The organism is Perlabentimonas gracilis (assembly GCF_011174675.1).
Lineage (GTDB): Bacteria > Bacteroidota > Bacteroidia > Bacteroidales > Tenuifilaceae > Perlabentimonas > Perlabentimonas gracilis.
On record NZ_JAANIG010000004.1, the window covers coordinates 1 to 19,670 of the forward strand.

Annotated in this window: 17 protein-coding genes; all 17 read left to right on the top strand. The window is 40.8% G+C overall.

The window, feature by feature from the left end:
* Positions 1 to 335: 335 nt before the first annotated feature.
* The 17 genes from G8O23_RS17670 to G8O23_RS02810 all read left to right on the top strand — a co-directional run bounded on the left by G8O23_RS17670 (position 336) and on the right by G8O23_RS02810 (position 19,641).
* A complete protein-coding gene (locus G8O23_RS17670; protein ID WP_394351917.1) occupies positions 336 to 590 on the top strand; it encodes a Fic family protein in 255 nt (84 codons plus the stop codon).
* Positions 591 to 1,296: 706 nt separating this feature from the next.
* Positions 1,297 to 2,289 carry an MraY family glycosyltransferase gene (locus G8O23_RS02735; RefSeq protein ID WP_166361515.1) on the top strand — a complete coding sequence of 331 codons (993 nt, stop codon included), beginning with the start codon at positions 1,297 to 1,299 and terminating at the stop codon, positions 2,287 to 2,289.
* Positions 2,290 to 2,353: 64 nt separating this feature from the next.
* Positions 2,354 to 2,677 (top strand): PglD-related sugar-binding protein, encoded by a 324-nt coding sequence (locus tag G8O23_RS02740; RefSeq protein ID WP_166361517.1) that lies wholly within the window; start codon positions 2,354 to 2,356, stop codon positions 2,675 to 2,677.
* A 125-nt stretch (positions 2,678 to 2,802) separates the two neighbouring features.
* Positions 2,803 to 3,000, top strand: coding sequence for an LbetaH domain-containing protein (locus G8O23_RS17675; protein ID WP_166361519.1), 198 nt, complete (start codon positions 2,803 to 2,805; stop codon positions 2,998 to 3,000).
* A 155-nt stretch (positions 3,001 to 3,155) separates the two neighbouring features.
* The gene (locus G8O23_RS02750; RefSeq protein WP_166361521.1) at positions 3,156 to 3,626 is read left to right on the top strand and encodes a nucleotidyl transferase AbiEii/AbiGii toxin family protein; all 471 of its coding nucleotides are present in this window, start codon (positions 3,156 to 3,158) and stop codon (positions 3,624 to 3,626) included.
* Positions 3,627 to 3,851: 225 nt separating this feature from the next.
* Positions 3,852 to 5,084: an ATP-binding protein gene (locus tag G8O23_RS02755; RefSeq protein ID WP_317168984.1), complete on the top strand. Its 1,233-nt coding sequence runs from the start codon at positions 3,852 to 3,854 to the stop codon at positions 5,082 to 5,084.
* A 964-nt stretch (positions 5,085 to 6,048) separates the two neighbouring features.
* Positions 6,049 to 6,264, top strand: a complete 216-nt coding sequence (vapB, locus tag G8O23_RS02760) for a type II toxin-antitoxin system VapB family antitoxin (RefSeq protein ID WP_166361523.1) — start codon at positions 6,049 to 6,051, stop codon at positions 6,262 to 6,264.
* 99 nt (positions 6,265 to 6,363) lie between these two features.
* Positions 6,364 to 6,540 carry a hypothetical protein gene (locus tag G8O23_RS02765; RefSeq protein ID WP_166361525.1) on the top strand — a complete coding sequence of 59 codons (177 nt, stop codon included), beginning with the start codon at positions 6,364 to 6,366 and terminating at the stop codon, positions 6,538 to 6,540.
* Positions 6,527 to 6,898 carry a type II toxin-antitoxin system VapC family toxin gene (locus tag G8O23_RS02770; protein WP_219932376.1) on the top strand — a complete coding sequence of 124 codons (372 nt, stop codon included), beginning with the start codon at positions 6,527 to 6,529 and terminating at the stop codon, positions 6,896 to 6,898. The genes G8O23_RS02765 and G8O23_RS02770 overlap by 14 nt, the downstream gene beginning before the upstream one ends.
* 587 nt (positions 6,899 to 7,485) lie before the next feature.
* The gene (locus G8O23_RS02775) at positions 7,486 to 9,000 is read left to right on the top strand and encodes a capsule assembly Wzi family protein (protein WP_166361527.1); all 1,515 of its coding nucleotides are present in this window, start codon (positions 7,486 to 7,488) and stop codon (positions 8,998 to 9,000) included.
* A 271-nt stretch (positions 9,001 to 9,271) separates the two neighbouring features.
* Positions 9,272 to 11,221 (top strand): polysaccharide biosynthesis protein, encoded by a 1,950-nt coding sequence (locus G8O23_RS02780; RefSeq protein WP_219932379.1) that lies wholly within the window; start codon positions 9,272 to 9,274, stop codon positions 11,219 to 11,221.
* Between the two features lie 321 nt (positions 11,222 to 11,542).
* Complete coding sequence (locus G8O23_RS02785) at positions 11,543 to 12,382, top strand: CheR family methyltransferase (RefSeq protein WP_166361529.1); 840 nt, start codon at positions 11,543 to 11,545, stop codon at positions 12,380 to 12,382.
* A gap of 51 nt (positions 12,383 to 12,433) precedes the next feature.
* Entirely contained in the window at positions 12,434 to 14,788 is a 2,355-nt protein-coding gene (locus G8O23_RS02790; protein ID WP_166361531.1) for a PAS domain-containing protein, read from the top strand.
* A 21-nt stretch (positions 14,789 to 14,809) separates the two neighbouring features.
* The gene (locus tag G8O23_RS02795) at positions 14,810 to 15,646 is read left to right on the top strand and encodes a CheR family methyltransferase (protein WP_166361533.1); all 837 of its coding nucleotides are present in this window, start codon (positions 14,810 to 14,812) and stop codon (positions 15,644 to 15,646) included.
* A gap of 12 nt (positions 15,647 to 15,658) precedes the next feature.
* A complete protein-coding gene (locus tag G8O23_RS02800; protein WP_166361535.1) occupies positions 15,659 to 16,219 on the top strand; it encodes a chemotaxis protein CheB in 561 nt (186 codons plus the stop codon).
* 10 nt (positions 16,220 to 16,229) lie between these two features.
* Positions 16,230 to 17,027 carry a GAF domain-containing protein gene (locus tag G8O23_RS02805; RefSeq protein ID WP_166361537.1) on the top strand — a complete coding sequence of 266 codons (798 nt, stop codon included), beginning with the start codon at positions 16,230 to 16,232 and terminating at the stop codon, positions 17,025 to 17,027.
* A 1-nt stretch (position 17,028) separates the two neighbouring features.
* A complete protein-coding gene (locus G8O23_RS02810) occupies positions 17,029 to 19,641 on the top strand; it encodes a PAS domain S-box protein (protein ID WP_166361539.1) in 2,613 nt (870 codons plus the stop codon).
* The last annotated feature ends 29 nt before the right edge of the window (positions 19,642 to 19,670 follow it).

Here is a 19,670-nt window from a genome sequence, read left to right on the forward strand (position 1 = left end):
ATTAAAAGGGTGCGCAAGCAATCTGCTCACGCACCATGAACCTTCGGTATAACAGTCACCATCGGTCGTTTGTCCGTTGGTAAAAATAAATAATAAAATTGTAAAAAAAATGCTTGGTTATTTAGGGTTAAAACAAGGATAGGACATATTTTCAAGTTCAGTTTTTTATTCATCCCGAATTTGCAAAAAAGGAGAACTTAGTCGAAGGGTTTGAAGCGACTAAGTCAACGACTAAGTCAACGACTAAGTCAACGACAATAGAAGAGAAGACGCTACTCGTTTTTATTGACAATGAACTATCTGTTGATGTTAGAGACAAGTGGGCTGGTTTTCTTATAGAGAAGTTACAAAAAGTATTAACCTTGCTTAATAATGCAAAGGTACAGCAAAAAAGAAGCACTCTGCTTGCAGCAATAGAGTTAAAAAACCATACCGATAATGCAAATCGTTATATTGCTCCTCTCATTGATGCGGGTTTGATAGACCTTACAATTAAGGATAAGCCGCAAAGTCAAAATCAGAGATACATAATAACTACCAAGGGGTTGCAGTTGCTCAATGCGATTAGTAGTTCAAGTAACTCATTTTAGTTCTTTCTTATCAGATGTACCTTAACCTTCCACAACCTCAGTTCAGAAACATTTCCGAAGGATTTATGGTAACAGTTTTTTCTGAAGGATTAACAGATAAAGTCCCCGATAAGGTCCCCGATAACCTCACTGAGAATCAATACAGAATACTTGAACTAGTTTCAGTAAACAATAGAGTTTCTATGTCTGAGATTGCAAATGAAAATTGGTATTTCTAAACGAAACACCCATTATAAAACATTAGTAATCTGAATGATGTACATCAAATGGGTGTTCCCTGCCTTACTGCGTATAGCAGGCAGGCATCTGTACCTTTAAAAACAAAACAAAGAACAGATGAAACCCTCACCCAAGGAAGCTAACACAAAAGGGGATGAACAAAACATGAGGGTTCCACAAGCGATAGAGCGACTTCTCAAACCTAACGATGCAGATAACTATATTTCAGTCATATAACTAACGTTTATTCTTGTGAAAAGTACTTGACAATATCAACAAGTTAAAATCACATGGATTAATAAACCGAGTCGACCCAGCCAAAGGCGGACACTGGCAACTCGTCAATAAATAGTTTTTGCACGCAATGTACATTAGTACAAAACATCAAACATCTAATATCCAATTTCTAATATCCAATTTCAATATCAATATCAAACACAGATCCTAGAACGCTAAAAAAAGAACATAGAACGTAAAACGCTAACCCATGCTTCTTCACACAATATCATTCATAATTCTTTTACTATCACTACTAGTTTACTTCAAGCTAGCCGATAAGTTTAATATTATCGATAAGCCCAACGAGCGTAGCTCCCACTCATATATCACCATAAGGGGAGGTGGAGTGATTTTCACCCTTGCAGCAATTCTATGGTATTTTCTTTATGGATTTAATGAGACCTATATTATTGGAGCGCTGGTTGCCATTGCGCTAATTAGTTTTTTGGATGATGTGATGGTACTATCGAACAAGATTAGGATATCCATACACATTCTTGCCGTTTCGGTGCTTTTCTGGCAAATACAAGTATTTGAACTTCCTTGGTACGTTGTTATAATTACGTACCTATTTACCATTGGCTGGATTAATGCCTTTAACTTTATGGATGGTATAAACGGAATTACACCCTTTTATGGGCTTACCACTTTGGGCTCGTTACTTTGGATATCACAAACAACAGATTTTCTGCAGATTGATAATGGCAACCATTTAGTAGTTCTGCTATTTATTTCGTTGATAATATTTTCGTTTTTCAATGCCCGTAAGCGAGCCAAAACCTTTGCCGGGGATATCGGCAGCGTGGGTATGGCATTTCTGTTGGCCTGGTTTATCATCAAGCTAATTCTTGAAACAGGTAGGATTGAATACATTCTACTCGTTATAGTTTATGGCATCGATAGCGTAATAACAATTATCTACAGGCTAAAACGAAAGGAAAATATTTTTCAAGCACACCGCACCCACCTATACCAATACCTAAGCAACGAGCTGCGATTACCCCACGTTCTAGTATCAACTCTTTATGCAATCATTCAGCTTATAATAAACATAACTACCATAATTTTAATTGATAAAGGGATAATGACCATTCCTATTTTCATTTCATTACTAATTCTTCTATCTGCAATATACCTACTGGTTCGATACATAGTAACAAAACGAATTAAACAAATAGCCCAGCTGTACGCAAAACGATGAGGCGGTGAAGTAATAATGCGATGCGAACGTAGAACGCCAAACGTAAAACGCGAAACGTAAAATTATGTCACAAAATTTCTATATAATCGGTGCAAGAGGGTTGGGTCGCGAAATGGCTGCAACCCGTTCTTGTTTTAAAGAGGAACCAATCTTTGATGTAATAGGTTTTTTTGATGATAATCAGCCAGTAGGCAAGATCATTAACAATTTAAAAGTCCTCGGCGGTATTGAATTTCTAAAATCCATTGATTCAGCAAGTGTATTTTTGGGTATTGGAAACCCCACGATAAGAGAACAAATCAACACAAGCTTAAGTGAGCATAATATCTCCTTCCCAACCATCATTCACCCCAACGCAAGTATTACGCTAAAGAGTTTGCTAACATAGAAAAAGGTTGCTACATAGCCGATAGCTGCATACTTACTACAAATATCTCAATTGGTAAATTCACATACCTGTTACCCGGAGTAACTTTAAGCCACGATTCTACCTTAGGCAATTTTTGCACACTAATGCCAGGAGTAAGAATCAGCAGCGGTGCAACCATAGGCAATGGCGTAACAATTGGCACTGGCTCAATAATTGCAAAACCTGTTTTCATTTGCGATGGAGCAATAATCCCTCCCGGCAGCATAATCACTTCAAACATTGAATTGCCCAATACAAACAGCCTAGAAGGTTCTGGTTATTCATTTGAAGTTGGAGTATAATCTTAGACGTAGCAATGAAATTCATAGCCCTTAGGATACCATTGCACCAGAAATATTATTCGCTAAAACGCAAGAAAAAGGACACTTAAATTCCACAGAGTAAAAGTATGTAAACGAATTATTGGATACCGACTGGGTATCACCAAGAGAATCTAATGTGGTTATTTAGGGTTAAAACACCCGAGTTTCTATTCGACCTAAATCTTTCTGGACATAAAGAGGAACGCTTTCTAATAAAGATTGAAGCGGAGGATCAGAATTACCAGTACGATTCAAAACTTGCCACTATACAGGCCTGTGGATTTTTCTTTGGTATCCCGGTACCACCCGATGAGGTTCTTTGTGCTTTGAAGATATCTGCTCTGCTCAACCGTTCAAAAGGCAGAGATTTTTACGATGTTATATTTCTTCTTGGGCAAACACTCCCCGATTTTGGTTTTCTACAACAAAAGTTGGGCATTAAGAATATGAGTGAATTAAAGGATGCTCTTGAAAAATATCTTACAAAGGTCGATTTAAATCATAAAGTGAAAGACTTTGAGCATCTACTTTTTGAAAAACGAAATGCAAAAAAGATACTTCTGTTTCCTGTGATGGTTAAATCTTTAATTGAAAAAGATTTTTAAACAATAAGGGGTAAATTGACAAAGAATAACAGCAGAACTAAACTGGGTAAACGTGTTTACATACCTGTCCCTTAGCGACAGAATATTGGCAGAAAATAATGACATACGAATAAATATGTGCCGTTAGGTACAGAATATTCCGAGTCTAACGGCACGGGCATTTCAAACACTGCCAATATTTTTTATGCCCATAACCCTAAAAACCCAAAATAAAACATTATATTTGTGGATATACCCATAAAAATGATTTCAAGACCAGTATATATACAGCAACTAAAAAACTTTATCAATAAACCTCAGGTAAAGATCATTACCGGAATCAGACGTTCGGGAAAGTCAACCGTATTAAATTTGCTCAGAGAAGAGTTAATGAATATGGGAGTTAAAGGAAAGCAGGTTATCTCCATAAATTTTGAAAGTTTTGCTTTTTCTGAGCTATCAACCGCTCGCAGTTTGTATAAATATGTACAGAAAAAGATACAGCAGTCACAAAGATATTACCTCTTATTAGACGAAATTCAGGAGGTACAGGGTTGGGAGAAGGCTGTAAATTCCTTTTTAGTTGATTTTGATGTCGATATTTACCTTACGGGGTCTAATTCTCACCTGCTTTCTTCCGAGTTAGCTACCTATTTGACAGGGCGTTATGTTGAAATTCCTGTTTTCACAATTTCTTACAGGGAATTCCTGAATTTCAGACAACATTATTTTCCAAATGAAAAGATGCAGGGTAATCCTTTTGTTCATTACCTAAGAATGGGAGGTTTTCCCGTTATTCATACAGTAAATTATGACGAGGAAACAGCCTATAAAGTGGTTCGGGATATTTATTCTTCCGTTATTCTGAGAGATACAGTACAACGATACAAAATACGTGATGTGGAGCTATTGGAACGTGTAGTCAAATATGCTTTTGACAATATAGGCAACACCTTTTCGGGCAAAAATGTAGCAGACTATTTCAAAAACCAGCAACGTAAAGTCGATATCAATACCATCTATAACTATCTACATGCCCTAGAAGGCGCCTTTATTCTATACCGTGTCCCCCGGTACGATATTAAGGGAAGAGAGGTGCTCAAAACCCAGGAAAAGTTTTATGTGAGTGATATTTCACTTGTTTATGCAACATTGGGTTATAGAGACAGAATGATTTCGGGAATCTTGGAAAATATTGTTTTTCTGGAACTCAAAAGGAGAGGTTATCAAGTATATGTTGGAAAGTTTCATACTAAGGAAATTGACTTTATAGCTGAAAAACAGGGAGAAAAAATTTATATACAAGTAGCTTATAAATTAGAAAGCCAACAAACCGCGGACCGGGAATTTTTTCCTTTGTTAAATATTGACGATCAACACCCTAAGTATGTAGTTACTATGGATGATTTTTGGAAGGATTCCATAGAAGGAGTAAAGCATTTGTATATCAGTGATTTTTTGATGAGAGAAACATTATGATTTCACTAATTATAGTTAGTCCATTAACACTACCTTCTTCTCCACTAAAAACCATCCTGCGCTCCTCCTAGTCACCCTTTCCAATTGCCACACTAATTTTTCACTTCATAGTAAGGTACACTCAAACAACTATTCGACCAAGGCCTCTGCCTCCCATCCGGCTCCAACATGACCGAAAAAGACATGCTGCGCATTAAAGAGTTGTTGGATAGAGTGTTTTTGTAGTTTGTCTGAACGCTCCTGCCTGACTGAGGTTTTCGGCAGGCGGAAGGCGTACGTTAAACTTAGAACACTAAACTTTAAACCTTAAACCCTAAACCTTAAACGTAGAACGGTGAAGCGATGAGGCGATGAGGCGGACATAAAACGTAGAATGGATAAAAACCACAGTGTAACTCAGTGTCATACACAGTGAGACTCAGTGTAACAGATTAACGAAGAACGATGAGGAGATGAGGCGATGAGGCGGACATAAAACGTAGAATGGATAAAAACCACAGTGTAACTCAGTGTCATACACAGTGAGACTCAGTGTAACAGATTAACGAAGAACGATGAGGAGATGAGGCGATGAGGCGAGCACTCAACGTAAAACGTAAAACGTAGAACATAGAACGCTCCTGCCTAACTAACGTTTGCGGCAGGCAGGGATGACGCTGATTTAACAGATTTACGCAGATAAATGCTAAAAGCCAGAGGAACGATTAGGCGATAATGTGATGTGGCGGGAAGGCGAACGTTAAACTTAGAACACTGAACTTTAAACCCTAAACCTTAAACCTTAAACCTTAAACCTTAAACGTAAACGCTAAACGGTGAGGCGAAAGCCAAACTTAGAACGCAGTACGGTAATAGCCAATAGCCAAAGGCTAAGCACTTAACGCAAAACTAGATTTAAAATATTCTGCCTAATTTTTCGTTAAAGGAATTGGAATTGCAGTATCTTTGCATAAACATATAAATTATGCACTACACTGATATAATTATATACACCAAACTATCTGGTTTGCCGTTGAACTTAAAGTTAGAGGTTGAGGATTTTATTGACTATCTGAAGTTTAAATCCTCAACACCTAAAGAAGACACAGGGCGAAGGCAGCCGGGTAAAGCAAAAGGATTAATCAGCATTAAAAACAACTTCGATGATCCTACTGAGGGTTTCAATGAGTATATGCAATAAACCCGACTTCAATATAATTTATTTATTTAAAACCTATTAAAAAGAATTAAGAGTAAGTAAAAAAGTTGAATCGACCATTAACATTAATATTTTTTCTCAATGGATAATACGCTAATTGTAATTAAACGAACTAGCACGCGCAAACAACTAGATGAGGCATTGCGTAAGATTAAAAGTCGTAAAAAGTTTAATGCCAAAAAATACCTTGGCTCTATTAAGTCAGTATTTGGTGATGCAATTGATTATCAAAAAAAACTGAGAGATGAGTGGGCATAGTTTCTTGGTTGATACCAACATGCTGATTCTGCTTTTAAATGGGAATAATCGTGTTGCAGAATTGCTAGATGGATGTAGATTATACATTTCCTTTATTACAGAACTGGAACTACTTAGTGCACACGGTTTGCAACAGAATCAGATTGAGACAATAGAGAACTTACTTGCCGATTGCATTATTGTTGATATTAATCCAAGTATCAAAAATGCAACAATTTCAATTCGAAGCAAAAATAGGATTAAACTCCCTGATGCAATTATTGCTGCTACTGCTACTACACTTGAAATCCCCCTTGTAACTGCCGACAAAGACTTTAAATCCCTTGAAGATTTAACCCTAATTCTTTTTGAACTATAGACATTTGACTAAGGTCTGTCCTTGCCCTCAGGTTTAAATACAACCCTGCAAACTATGCAACGCATTAAGGAGGTTTTGATAGGGTGTTTGTGTAGTTTATCTGAACGCTCCTGCCTGACTGACGTTTTCGGCAGGCGAGAAGGCGAACGTTAAACTTAGAACACTGAACTTTAAACCCTAAACCTTAAACCTTAAACGTAAACGTAAACGCTAAACGTAGAACGGTGAAGCGATAAGGCGATGATGTGATTATACAATAAGGCGGAGAGGCGAACGTTAAACTTAGAACACTGAACTTTAAACCCTTAAACCTTAAACCTTAAACCTTAAACCTTAAACCTTAAACCTTAAACCTTAAACCTTAAACCTAGAACGGTGATGCGGTGATGCGGTGATGCGGTGATGCGGTGAGACGGTGAGACGGTGAGATGGTGAGATGGTGAGATGGTGAGATGGTGAGACGGTGAGACGGTGTGCGAACGCCAAACCCTAAACGCCAAACGTTTACCTACCACACGATAGTGAAGGTAGGCAGAACGCTTATATCTAAATTCTTTTCCCTAACTTTGCACATCCTAAAAAAAATTATGATAAGATACTGCATAACTTTCACAGCATTAATTCTGCTATCAATCAACATTACTAGTGCACAAGCAGATTCGAGCAGGCTCCAAAGTGATATTACCCTATTATCTACTTTTGGCACGTCCAACGATCAAAGCTTTTGGCTAACCCACAATCGCTGGGGCATTTTTGATGATGCCAGTGCCAACGGGCTTTTCCTGGGCTCAGCAAATTATAGCATTGATAACAATAAAACTTTTAGCCTAGGGGCAGGTCTCGACATCGTGGCAAGAACCTCGGCTAATTCAAAAGTGTACATTCAGCAAGGATATATTGAGTCGAAGTTAGGATTCGTGCACCTTGAGGTTGGGCGTAAACAATCCATCCCTGGCATTGACTTGGGAGAACTATCATCGGGATCGGTAGCCATAAGCAATAACACCGTTCCAATTCCCAGCATTGTTGTTTCAGTACCCGAATTTACTGAAATTCCATACACATTTGGCTTACTTGAATTCAAAGGACACTTTACCCACGGATGGCTCGATGATTCACGCTTCGTTACCGAAGCCTACTTTCATAACAAGTCGTTTCACGTGCAGCTGGGTGGTGATTTTTGGATAAACGGATACTGGGGTATTAACCACACGGCAATATGGGGTGGCAATTCCCCTATACATGGTGAGCTACCCAGTTCACTATCCGATTTTTTAAGGGTGGTAGTTGCCAAGGAAGGGGCAGATGGCTCACCCGCCAATGAGGTTAACGCGCTGGGATTCCATTCTGGGGTATGGAATTGGGGAATAAAAGCCTCTTTTGGACAAGCAAAAGCACACCTATACTACCAGCATATTTTCACCGATGGGTCGGGTATGCGCTACCGGAATAAGTTTGATGGCCTATGGGGAGCACGTGTCGAGAATCCATTTCAACAAAAATATATCACCGAAATCCTTTACGAATTTATTTATACTCTACACCAAAGTGGCCCAGGATTATCAGACCCGAATCCAAATGATCAGCCATGGTTTTGCGATAAGCCCAACTGTGGATATCCTTATGGAGGCCGCGACAATTACTACAACAACGGTATGTACCGCTCGGGGCACTCATACCTTGGAATGTCATTGGGTTCACCATTTTTCATGACACAGCATCAGCTCGATAAGGTTGATCCCAGCATACAAACATACAGCTCAGTACATTTTGTAAGCAACAGGAATATTGTTCACCACTTTGGGGTTAAGGGAGAGGTATTGCCAACGCTATCATACAGATTTATGACATCATATGCCCGATACTTTGGAACATACAATGGGCTTAATATGGGAACACTTTGGGGTAGCATAGACCCAAGTGTGGATAGCGAAGAGTATTTCTTTAATCCCAACCAAAGGCAATGGTACTTTATGCTGGAATCGAGTTGGCAACCCAAGCAAAACCTACCATTATCCCTAAATTTAACATTTGCAGCCGATAAAGGTGACCTTTTCAATAGCTTAGGATTTTTGGCAGGAATAACCTGGACCATTTTGTAAATAGCTTCATACTCACAACACCACGTAAACTATTAAACACTAGGATTTTTAATTCCATAAACGTAATTAGGCAGTTTAGCAACATCGTTGCCAAGATGGTCAAACAAAAAGGGGGCACGGATCTATTTCGGCTTAACTTGGTACGAAATTTGTTTAAACTGGGTTATCGCTGAAAAGCAGTGATCAGTATCACATAAAAAAGGAAAAGCAAACGGTTGCATATTCATTTAAAACTGTTAGCTTTGTAATAGCAAACACAAACCACAACATTATGAACCTTTTTACAGCAAAGGAAATGTGGCTTAGGAGTATCATTAAGCAGTACTCCCAACGATTTGTACCCAGCTGGTACATTTTTGCTTTTGATATGCTTGTTGTTTTTTCATCGCTATTCATTGCCTACGCTGTAAGGCTCAACTTCTACCTTCATCAGCTCGATTTTTCAAGCATTGCCATTCAGGCAATTATCATTACATACATTTATGCCGTTAGCTTTGTAATTTTCCGCTCGTACTCAGGCATAATCCGGCATACTGGTTTTACAGATGCATTGAAAATTCTACAGGCAAACGGTACGGCATTCATTGTAATTGCAGCTGCTATTTTTGGGCTTAGGTTTGCCAATAGTTCATTGGCAAAGGAAATATCCTTTGGTGCACTGGTTATCCACTTCCTTTTGGCCTACTTCTTTATGATGGGCGCTCGTATTATTGTAAAAACAACCTATCACTTTATTGCCGGCTCTAGAAAAAAGGAGTTTAAAAAAGTACTTATATTCGGAGCAGGGGCATCCGGTATCCTAACCAGGAATGCATTGATGCAAGATATCTACATCTCGTATAGTGTAAATGCCTTTGTTGATGAGAACCAAGGGAAAATTGGCAAAATGTTGGAGGGTATAAGAATTCTTCCTCCAGAACAAGTCTTTACCAAGGAGTACATTGATAAGCATGAGATTGACCAGCTAATTATATCAATTCAAAATCTTTGTCCTGAGAAGCAACGCACAATTGTTGAGGAGGCACTTGACCTTGATCTTGAGGTAAAGGTGGTTCCTTCCATCGACAAGTGGATTAACGGTCAGCTCAGCTCAGAGCAAATTAGAAAAGTTAATATTGAAGAACTTTTACAGCGCGACCCCATTAAAATGGACAGCAGCAACGTATCAAAATATATTTTTGGTAAATCTGTCCTTATTACCGGAGCTGCAGGGTCAATAGGCTCGGGACTGGTCCGCCAGGTTTTAGCATACCGTCCGGCTAAACTTATACTACTCGATCAGGCCGAATCCGCTTTATACGACATTCAAACTGAGATAAGCAACTCTAACGAACTTAACAAATACAGCCACTTGGCCGAGTACGTAATTGCCAGCATTAAGGATAAATTCCGTATGCAGCAAATTTTCGAAACATACAAACCCGATATAATTTTCCACGCTGCTGCGTACAAGCACGTACCGTTGATGGAGAACAATCCGTACGAAGCATTACTGGTTAACGTCTTCGGTACACGAACCATTGCCGACATGGCGGTGAAACATAAGGTTAAGAAGTTCGTAATGATTTCCACCGACAAGGCGGTTAACCCTACCAACGTCATGGGGGCATCGAAACGTATTGCCGAAATTTACACTCAGTCCTTAAGCAACGGTAATACACAGTTTATAACCACTCGTTTTGGAAACGTACTTGATTCAAATGGATCGGTAGTTCCACTTTTCCGAAAGCAAATTGAAAAGGGTGGCCCTGTTACAGTAACACATAAGGAGATTACTCGTTACTTTATGACAATACCCGAGGCATGTAACTTGGTATTGGAGGCGGGAGCTATGGGACAAGGTGGTGAGATATTCGTTTTTGATATGGGCCGTCCGGTTAAGATATACGACATGGCTTGCAAGATGATAAAACTATCGGGATTAGAGATAGGGAAAGATATTCAGATTAAGGAGATTGGACTTCGCCCTGGTGAGAAACTTTACGAAGAGCTTCTCAACAACGAGGAGAACACCTTACCAACTTACCATCCAAAAATACTACGCGCCAAGGTTAGGGAGTACGACAAGAGCGTTATTCAAAGGAATTTTGACGATCTTACCCACCTAATTATTGAGGCCAATGTATTTGAGCTAGTTGCCAAAATGAAAGAAATTGTACCTGAATTTGTAAGCAACAACTCCATTTACGATGTGCTTGACAAGCAAAAAGTAAGCGGGTAATAGCCCTAGTAACTAGCTGGATATACAAACTTAAACCTCGAGGCAACTCGAGGTTGTTTTTTTATAGCTAAAAGCCTCAAAACTCAGCTTAAAGTCCCTCCATTACAAACTATAGCTTAAAAATAAACCCACTTAACTTTGTTGTTTAGATAAGTATTTATATTTTTAGCAAGTTTATTGGGATTACTATATCTATTTGGGTAGCCCTTAATTTCAGCAACTATTTATTACCAGCAGTAACTAGTTAGTTCCGTTCTGCGTAATAGTACTCATATAAGAACCGATTAGTCGGAATACATTGATATCGTAACGTTTTTTTATATGGTTATAACCGATCAAGACCTTCAATACTTCGTAACCACCCTAAAGAACTCATCAAAATACGATTTCAGCGAGTATTCCGATAAGTCCTTAAAACGTAGGCTGCAAAAGGTACTCACCGATTTCAACCTCGATATTACTGGCCTTATATCTGCAATAAAAAACAAGCCTGAGTTTACAGAGAAGATTGTAAAAGAGATAACGGTAAACACAACCGAACTGTTCCGCGACCCACAGGTTTGGCATACACTTCGCTCAAGGATCTTGCCCCGATTCAAAAACAACAAGAACATTAACATATGGCACGCCGGATGCTCCACGGGGCAAGAGGTGTACTCTATGATGATACTTTTAAACGAGATGGGGATGCTCGACAAGGCCAAAATCTTTGCATCGGATCTAAATTCCGATGTGCTGGAAGCAGCCAAAAAGGGCGAGTACAAGTATAGGTTTAACATTGCGTACCTCGATAATTTCGATAAGGTTATTAAGCAAAACCCACTGAACTACGAAGAGTTTAACGACGTACCCTACGAAACGTATTTCGACATCGACAAGTCTCGAGATACCATCACCATGAAGAAATACCTAACGGAGAAACCCATATTTCGTAAGCACGACCTGGTTAAGGATGGCAACCTCTTTTTCGCAAAGTTCGACCTAATCCTTTGTCGAAACGTAATAATATATTTTAATTACACGTTGCAGAACAAAGTTTTCGATCTGTTTCACTCAAACCTTTACAACAAGGGAATCCTTTTGCTTGGCATGCACGAAACAATACTTGGCCCTTGGGCCAATAAGTTCGAGAAGATGGGTCAAGCATACATCAAGAAGTAGAATAAAAATTTCTATAACCTAACAATTATGAAATTGTTAAACAAACTAAGCATGAAACGCAAAATCCAACTGGTTGTTGGGTTGTTCTTGCTTTTCCTATTTACATTATCGGCTCTAACACTTTATACTTTCTCACTTAAGCGAGTTGAACGGTCTATAAATCTCCAATCCACCGTGTATCTCGATAAACTTTCTGCAATAATAGCCGAAGTAGACAAACATAACGAGCAAGGCTTTAACCATAACGATTACATTGCCCTTAAGCCCCATTTTAACAAACCCGCCTTTTTCTCAACCGACTATCCATTCATGGTTAATACCGAGGGGCTATACAGTATTCATCTGTACAAAGAGGGGCATCGATTCCCAAGGGAACTGCTCAACCAAATGTTTTCAAACCCTCAAGGTGAGGGCTCTATTAGTCATACCGAACTAGTGAACAATAAAGAGCAAAGTGTGCTAATCTTCTACAAAAAGATAGAACAGTACAATGCGTTTATCGGCTTACCTATTAATATAAACGAGGCAACCCAAGACATAAGGGGGAATCGGTCGATAATGATTCTACTCGTGCTACTAGGTTCAATAGCTATTGTCCTCATAATAAACATAACGCTAAAGCCAACTCTTGACTCCATTGCAAAAGTTAATCGCAGTGTTAGCCTAATGGCCAAAGGGGAAACACCAGAAACTATTGCACACCACTCCGATGATGAGGTTGGTATGATTATACAATCACTCAATCGGCTTATTGAAGGATTAACCAAAACCGCTGCCTTTGCCAGCGATATTGGGCAAAATACCTTGAGCAGCGAGTTCACCCCCCTTGGCCCCAAGGATAAGTTGGGTAACGCCCTGCTGGATATGCGCAAAAATCTTAAGAAAGCCTTGGACGAGGAGCAAAAACGTAAACATGAAGACGAACAGCGGAACTGGGTGAATTCGGGCTTGGCAAAGTTTGCCGATATACTTCGCCAAAATAATAACAACCTGCAAGCACTTGCCGACAATGTTACTCAGAACCTGCTAGACTACCTCAACGCAAACCAAGGCGGATTATTTATCCTTAACGAGGACGATGAGGACAAACCTCAACTTGAACTACTCTCGGCCTTTGCCTACAATCGTAAAAAGTTTAGACAAAAAACCATATTGATAGGTGAAGGATTGGTTGGAAACTGCGCCCTCGAAAAGCACACTGTTCACCTAAAGGAAATCCCTGAGAACTATCTCGATATCACATCAGGACTTGGCGAAGCACCACCCCGATCACTTCTAATTGTACCACTAAAATTGGAGGACAAAGTATTTGGAGTTTTAGAACTAGCCTCGTTCAATAATTTTAGCCCGTACGAAATCGAGTTTATTGAGAAGATTGGCGAGAGCATTGCCTCTACCCTATCGGCCGTGAAAAACAGCATTCGTACAACCCAACTGCTTGAGCAATCGCAGCAGCAACGAGAAGAGATGGCTGCTCAGGAAGAGGAGATGCGGCAGAATATGGAGGAGATGCAAGCCACTCAGGAAGAGATGTCGCGCAAAACAATCGAGATGGAGGGTATGACCTCGGCCATAAACCAGTCGCTACTTTTCGCCGAACTTGCAGACGACGGCTCGTTCCTCAATATCAATACTAACATCCTAGACCTGCTCGATTACTCGCGCAGCGAAATGGAAGAGAGACCTTTGCAATCGATAATTCATCCATACGATGCCAATAGTTTTACCAACTCATGGAGAGGCATTATTACTGGCGAAACGTTTAAGGGCACATTGCGCTGGGTGAACAGAAACAACGATGAGCTTTACGTGCTCTGCAGTATCACCCCTGCTTTTGATGAGAGTGGAGAAATCTTCAAGATATTCCTCCTAGGACAAGACATAACCTCATCGAAACAAATTGAGATAAAAGCCCAGGAACAGGCCGAAGAGATTGAGCGGAACCTTATTGAACTCCAAGCAGAACAAGAGCTTGCTCAAGAACGCGAGGAAGAAATCGCAGCCCTACTAAAAGCCTTGGACACCACCTGCTTGGTAACCGAATTTGAGCCCAACGGTAGAATAACGTTTATCAACAGGCGCAACGAGGAAGTTCTGGGTGATGCTAAGGAAAAAATTATTGGTAGGCTCCACTCCGAGCTCGATTTTGAGGCAAAAAACAGCCCTGAGAGGTACAACCAATTCTGGGCCAAACTTCTCGAAGGCACTCCTCAGCAAAGAGAATTCTCACTAAAAACTAGCGGCAAGCAGGTATGGATATCGGAACACTACACACCAATTCAGAACACTGAGGGTCAGGTGGTGAAAATAATTAACATAGGAATTGATATTAGCAAGGGGAAAAACGCCGAGTTACTGCTTCAGCAGCAGGTAGAGGAACTCTCGAAACAGCTTAGAAGCAAGTAGCATTAATCAAAACACTAAGAAATGACTAGATACGAAATAGGCATTGTTGAAACGCGAAACGTCATAAAAACGTTGCTAGATACCTACAGCTACGATTTTAGGGACTTTGCCCTTACTTCGTTCAAGCGTAGGCTCGAGGATGTTATTATGAAGAATGGGCTGAGGGATTCTGAAGGGCTAATCGGCAGGTTGCTGAACAACAAAGACTTCCTCGAGCATTTTCTTAAGGATATTACACCCGAAACCACCGAAATGTTCCGCGACCCTTCGCTATGGCGTAGCTTGCGCGAGGAGATAATACCTGCAATTGTTAAATCCAGCTCCAAGCTCAAAATTTGGGTTGCTGCCTTCGATTCGGGTGAGGAGATATACTCGCTTTGTATCCTTCTAAAAGAAATGGATCTGCTGGATAAGTTCGAGGTTTTTGCCTCAACCATAAGCGATGAGGTGACAAAAAAAATCAAATCGGGCCGATTAGACATTAAGCAACTTGAGGTCAACGAAGCCAACTACGAACGATCGAACGGTACAAAACGCTACACCGATTACCACACCACGGCTAACAGTAGCGGCACTATAATAATTGACACAAGCTTGGTTGACAACGTTAAGTTTGTTAAGCAAGACACTCTGTTTTCCAACGCCCCATCGGGTATGAGGCTAGTCCTATTCCGTAACCAGCTAATATACTTCAACCAGCTACTGCAGGACAAAACCCTTACTGCCGTTCACGGCAGTATGGTTCCGGGTGGATATTTGGCGCTAGGGGCTAAGGAAACTTTGGAAAATACAAATTCAAGCAATAAATTTACAGTGGTAAACGATGCCGAAAAAATATATAAGAAAAAAGTAGGCTAACTCATAAACAGAATGTACAAAGCATTAATCATAGGAGGTTCAGCAGGAAGTTTTCAGGTGATAACTCGTATTTTGAGCTCGTTGCCAGCAAACTTCCCTCTACCCGTGCTACTTAGCCTGCATAGGCTTAAGCACGTTCGGAGCGGTTTTGTTGAGGCACTCTCCATAAAATCGGCAATTCCTGTGGTTGAGCCTTTCGATAAGGATCAGATAAAACCCGGTAAAGCATACCTCGCTCCGGCCAACTACCATATGTTTATCGAACTTGGCAACAAAATTGCCCTGTCGACAGAGCCACCTGTAAACCACTCTAGACCCTCTATCGATTTGTCTTTCGTTACCGCCGCACAGGTTTACCGCGAAAAACTAATTGGCATTATCCTATCCGGAGCAAACAAGGACGGTGCTTATGGCCTAAAAAAGGTTAGCGATTACGGGGGCGTTACCATTGTTCAGGATCCTATGGAATGCCAGGTTAAAACAATGACCGAGTCGGCACTCAAAATAACCAAGGTAGACCATGTTATGAAAACTGACCAAATAATCAGATTTTTACAAAACATTAAACAATAGTAGATGCCCTATGAAAATCTTCTCTACCAACTCAAGATTTAGCTACGGCATCCTGCTGGTATTGCTGGTTATTAGCATATCAGGCATATTCTTTAGCCTACACAACCAGATAATCCAAGCGCAGGCCAAAACACCCCTATTGGCGGTTCTATTTACCATTGTTTCTATTGCCCTAGCCATACTCATTTTCCAAAGGCTTATAGCAGGTATTAGCGTAAACAACAACTACGTTAAAGAACTGGAACAACTCAAGAAGGCCATTCTGGAGAGGACAAGGCAAGAAGAGGCGGCTCAAGAAGATTTTGTGGAACAGCAGGCAGCTATAGACCATGAAGCCGAGGCCATAGCATATATTCCTAAAGAGAAATTTGATAGCGAAGAGAAATTTCTAGAGGTACTCCTCTCCAATATTGCAAAGACTAACGATATTGTACAATCCATTGCCTTTAAAAAGAATGAAGAAACAAGTATGTTCGAGATGATAGCATCTTACGCCTACTACTCCGAAAGCGCCCCCCCCACATTTGCCGACGGCGAAACCCTACCGGGGCAGGTGGCTAAGAACCAAGTAGCGCTTAACCTTTCGGAAGTCCCTAACGATTATATAACCGTTCTTTCAGGGCTAGGCAAAGGAACACCCAAGCATCTTTTAATCGTTCCTATTATCAGTAGCGAACACATATCAACCGGAGTTTTGGAGTTTGCCTCGTTTAAGGAGTTTACATCAGATAAGGTTAAGACTCTCGAAAAGCTTGGGCTGCTTCTTAACGAGCATATTAGTAGAATTGGCAATAGCATAGAGGAATAATATGAAAGATCATAACATCACCTCATCGGAGAACTCACGAAGAGCAATAACCCAAAGGGTTGTAGTTGCGGGAATTGTGGGCCTAATAACCCTCATTGCCGCCTGGATTCTGGAATTTACCGTACAAGAAATCCCGTTCTCCCTTAGGGGAGTTGGAACAATCCACAGGTCAAACCCCTCTTTGTGGCTTATCAATCTGCTACCCCTTGTTCTTGTATACATCACCTACATCAATGTAAAGCGACATCAGGAAAAGGTGTCTTTTCTAGAGAATGAGCTTCGGCAAAAGGATCAGGATATTAACAAAAATGCTCTATTCGCTAAAACCATAGGCGAAGGCAATTACAAAGCACCATTCCAAATTAGCGACGAGGACGATATTTTAGGAAAATCGCTGCTAGTTATGCGCGACAACCTGCTCGAGAACAACAAGAAGGAGGCCGAGCAAAACTGGATTTCGAAGGGCAAAGATGATGTGTCGTACATCTTAAGGTTGCACAACAACCTCGAGGAGTTGTCGTACGAAGTGTTGGTTAAGCTTATTAAGTATATCAACATTATTCAGGGGGCACTTTATTTGTACAACGAGGAGAAAAATGTGCTGGTAAACCTGGCCACCTACGCATATAACCGCAAAAAATTCTTTAGCCAAGAGTTTCGAATTGGTGAAGGGCTGATTGGACAATGCGCCTACGAGCAGGATATTATTTACCGCACCGAGATTCCCGACGACTACGTATCGATTACCTCTGGTATTTTAGGCGATAAAAAACCCAAAAGCATCCTAATAGTTCCGCTGGTTACCGATGAAAAACTTCAAGGGGTTATTGAGTTTGCCTCGCTCGACGACCAGATTCCGGAGCTCACAATTCGTTTCCTTAAGGAAATGGGCGAAATTATTGCCAGAACCATTTTCAACCTTCGCATAAATCAAAAAACGGAGAAACTGCTTCAGGAAGCTCAACAGATGACGCAGGAACTCAAAGAGAATGAGGAAGAGCTTCGTCAGAATGCCGAGGAGATGAGAGCTACCCATGAAGAGCTTGAGAAATCGAACCTTCAGCTTGAGTCGAAAATACAGGAGGTTGAGAATGCACAGAAGAGGCTACACTCGCTACTTGAGAACGCATCTGAAATCATATCGATCTATAGCAGTAGCCAGAAGTTAACATATATCAGCCCATCGGTTACCAAGATACTGGGCTATACTCCTCAGGAGATGATGAGCGGCAAGGATATGGATCGTCTTACCCGCAGGGGCGAACAGGACATAACCGAGATGTTTCAAAAATTGCTGGAAGCGCCCATGGTGCCCATCACCATTCAGTACACCTTTATGAAGAAGGATGGAACCAAGCTCTTCCTGGAGGTTACTGGTAGAAACCTGCTTGATGACCCTGCCATAAATGGCATTATTCTCAACTCACAAGACATTACCGAGCGTAAACGAGCCGAAAAGGAAGAGAGAATGCGTAGCAAGATGCAAGCCCTATCGGAGAATTCACCCGATATGATTATGCGTTTGAACACCAGCGGCCAATTCTTCTATGCTAACCCGATGGTTGAGGAATACCTTGGAATTCCCGTTAAAGAGTTGATCAATCAAACCCTGAACTCGGTCGATTTGAACGAAGTGCTTTCTAACTACTTTAAGGAAACCATAAAGAACATAAGAAACACCAAAACCCAAGTCGAGAGCGACTTAACCTTCAACTCAAAGCTTGGCGAAACCATCATGCACATCTCGGCCATCCCCGAGTTTAACGAGAATGAGCTGGAGACCATTCTGTTCGTGAGCCACGACATCACCGAGGCCAAGAGAATTGAGCAGGAAATACAGGATAAGAACCGAAAAATTACTGAGAGTATCAACTACGCGCAGCGTATTCAAACCTCTATCCTACCAAATAACCGAATCATAAGGCAATACCTTCCCAAATCGTTTATATACTATAGGCCTCGCGATGTAGTTAGCGGCGACTTCCCTTGGTTCTTCGTAAAAGACGATTATATCTATATTGCTGCTGTTGACTGTACTGGCCACGGGGTTCCTGGTGCCCTACTTTCGTTCATAGGCTACTTCATCCTCAACAACGTAGTGGACCACGACTCAGGCTATTCGGCAAGCAAAGTGCTAGACCTGCTGCACTATGGTGTTCGGAAAACCCTTAAGCAGGATCGTCCCGATGCCGATGCTCGCGATGGAATGGACATTGCGCTATGTAAAATAAACCTTAAAACAAAAGAGCTACAGTACTCCGGGGCTCATCGCCCGCTTTACCTTGTCAGAGATAACGAGCTGCAAGAGTTCAAGGGCGATCGTAAGGCCATTGGAGGGATCCCTCATCCCAAAAAGGAAGAGAAAGATTTCACCAACTATACCCTTGAAATAAAGCCCAACGACAAGATATTCTTCTTCTCCGATGGCATGCCCGATCAGATTGGTGGTGACGATAATCGGAAGTACAGCCCTGCTAGGGTTAGGGAGCATATAATGGGAAACCAAACGCTAACTATGCCTCAGTTTAACGACCTTTTTGCAAAGGATTTTGAGGCCTATATGGGTAACAACAAGCAAATTGATGACGTACTATTAATAGGAATTCAATTCTAAATTGATTATTATCGGTAAATTATTTAATT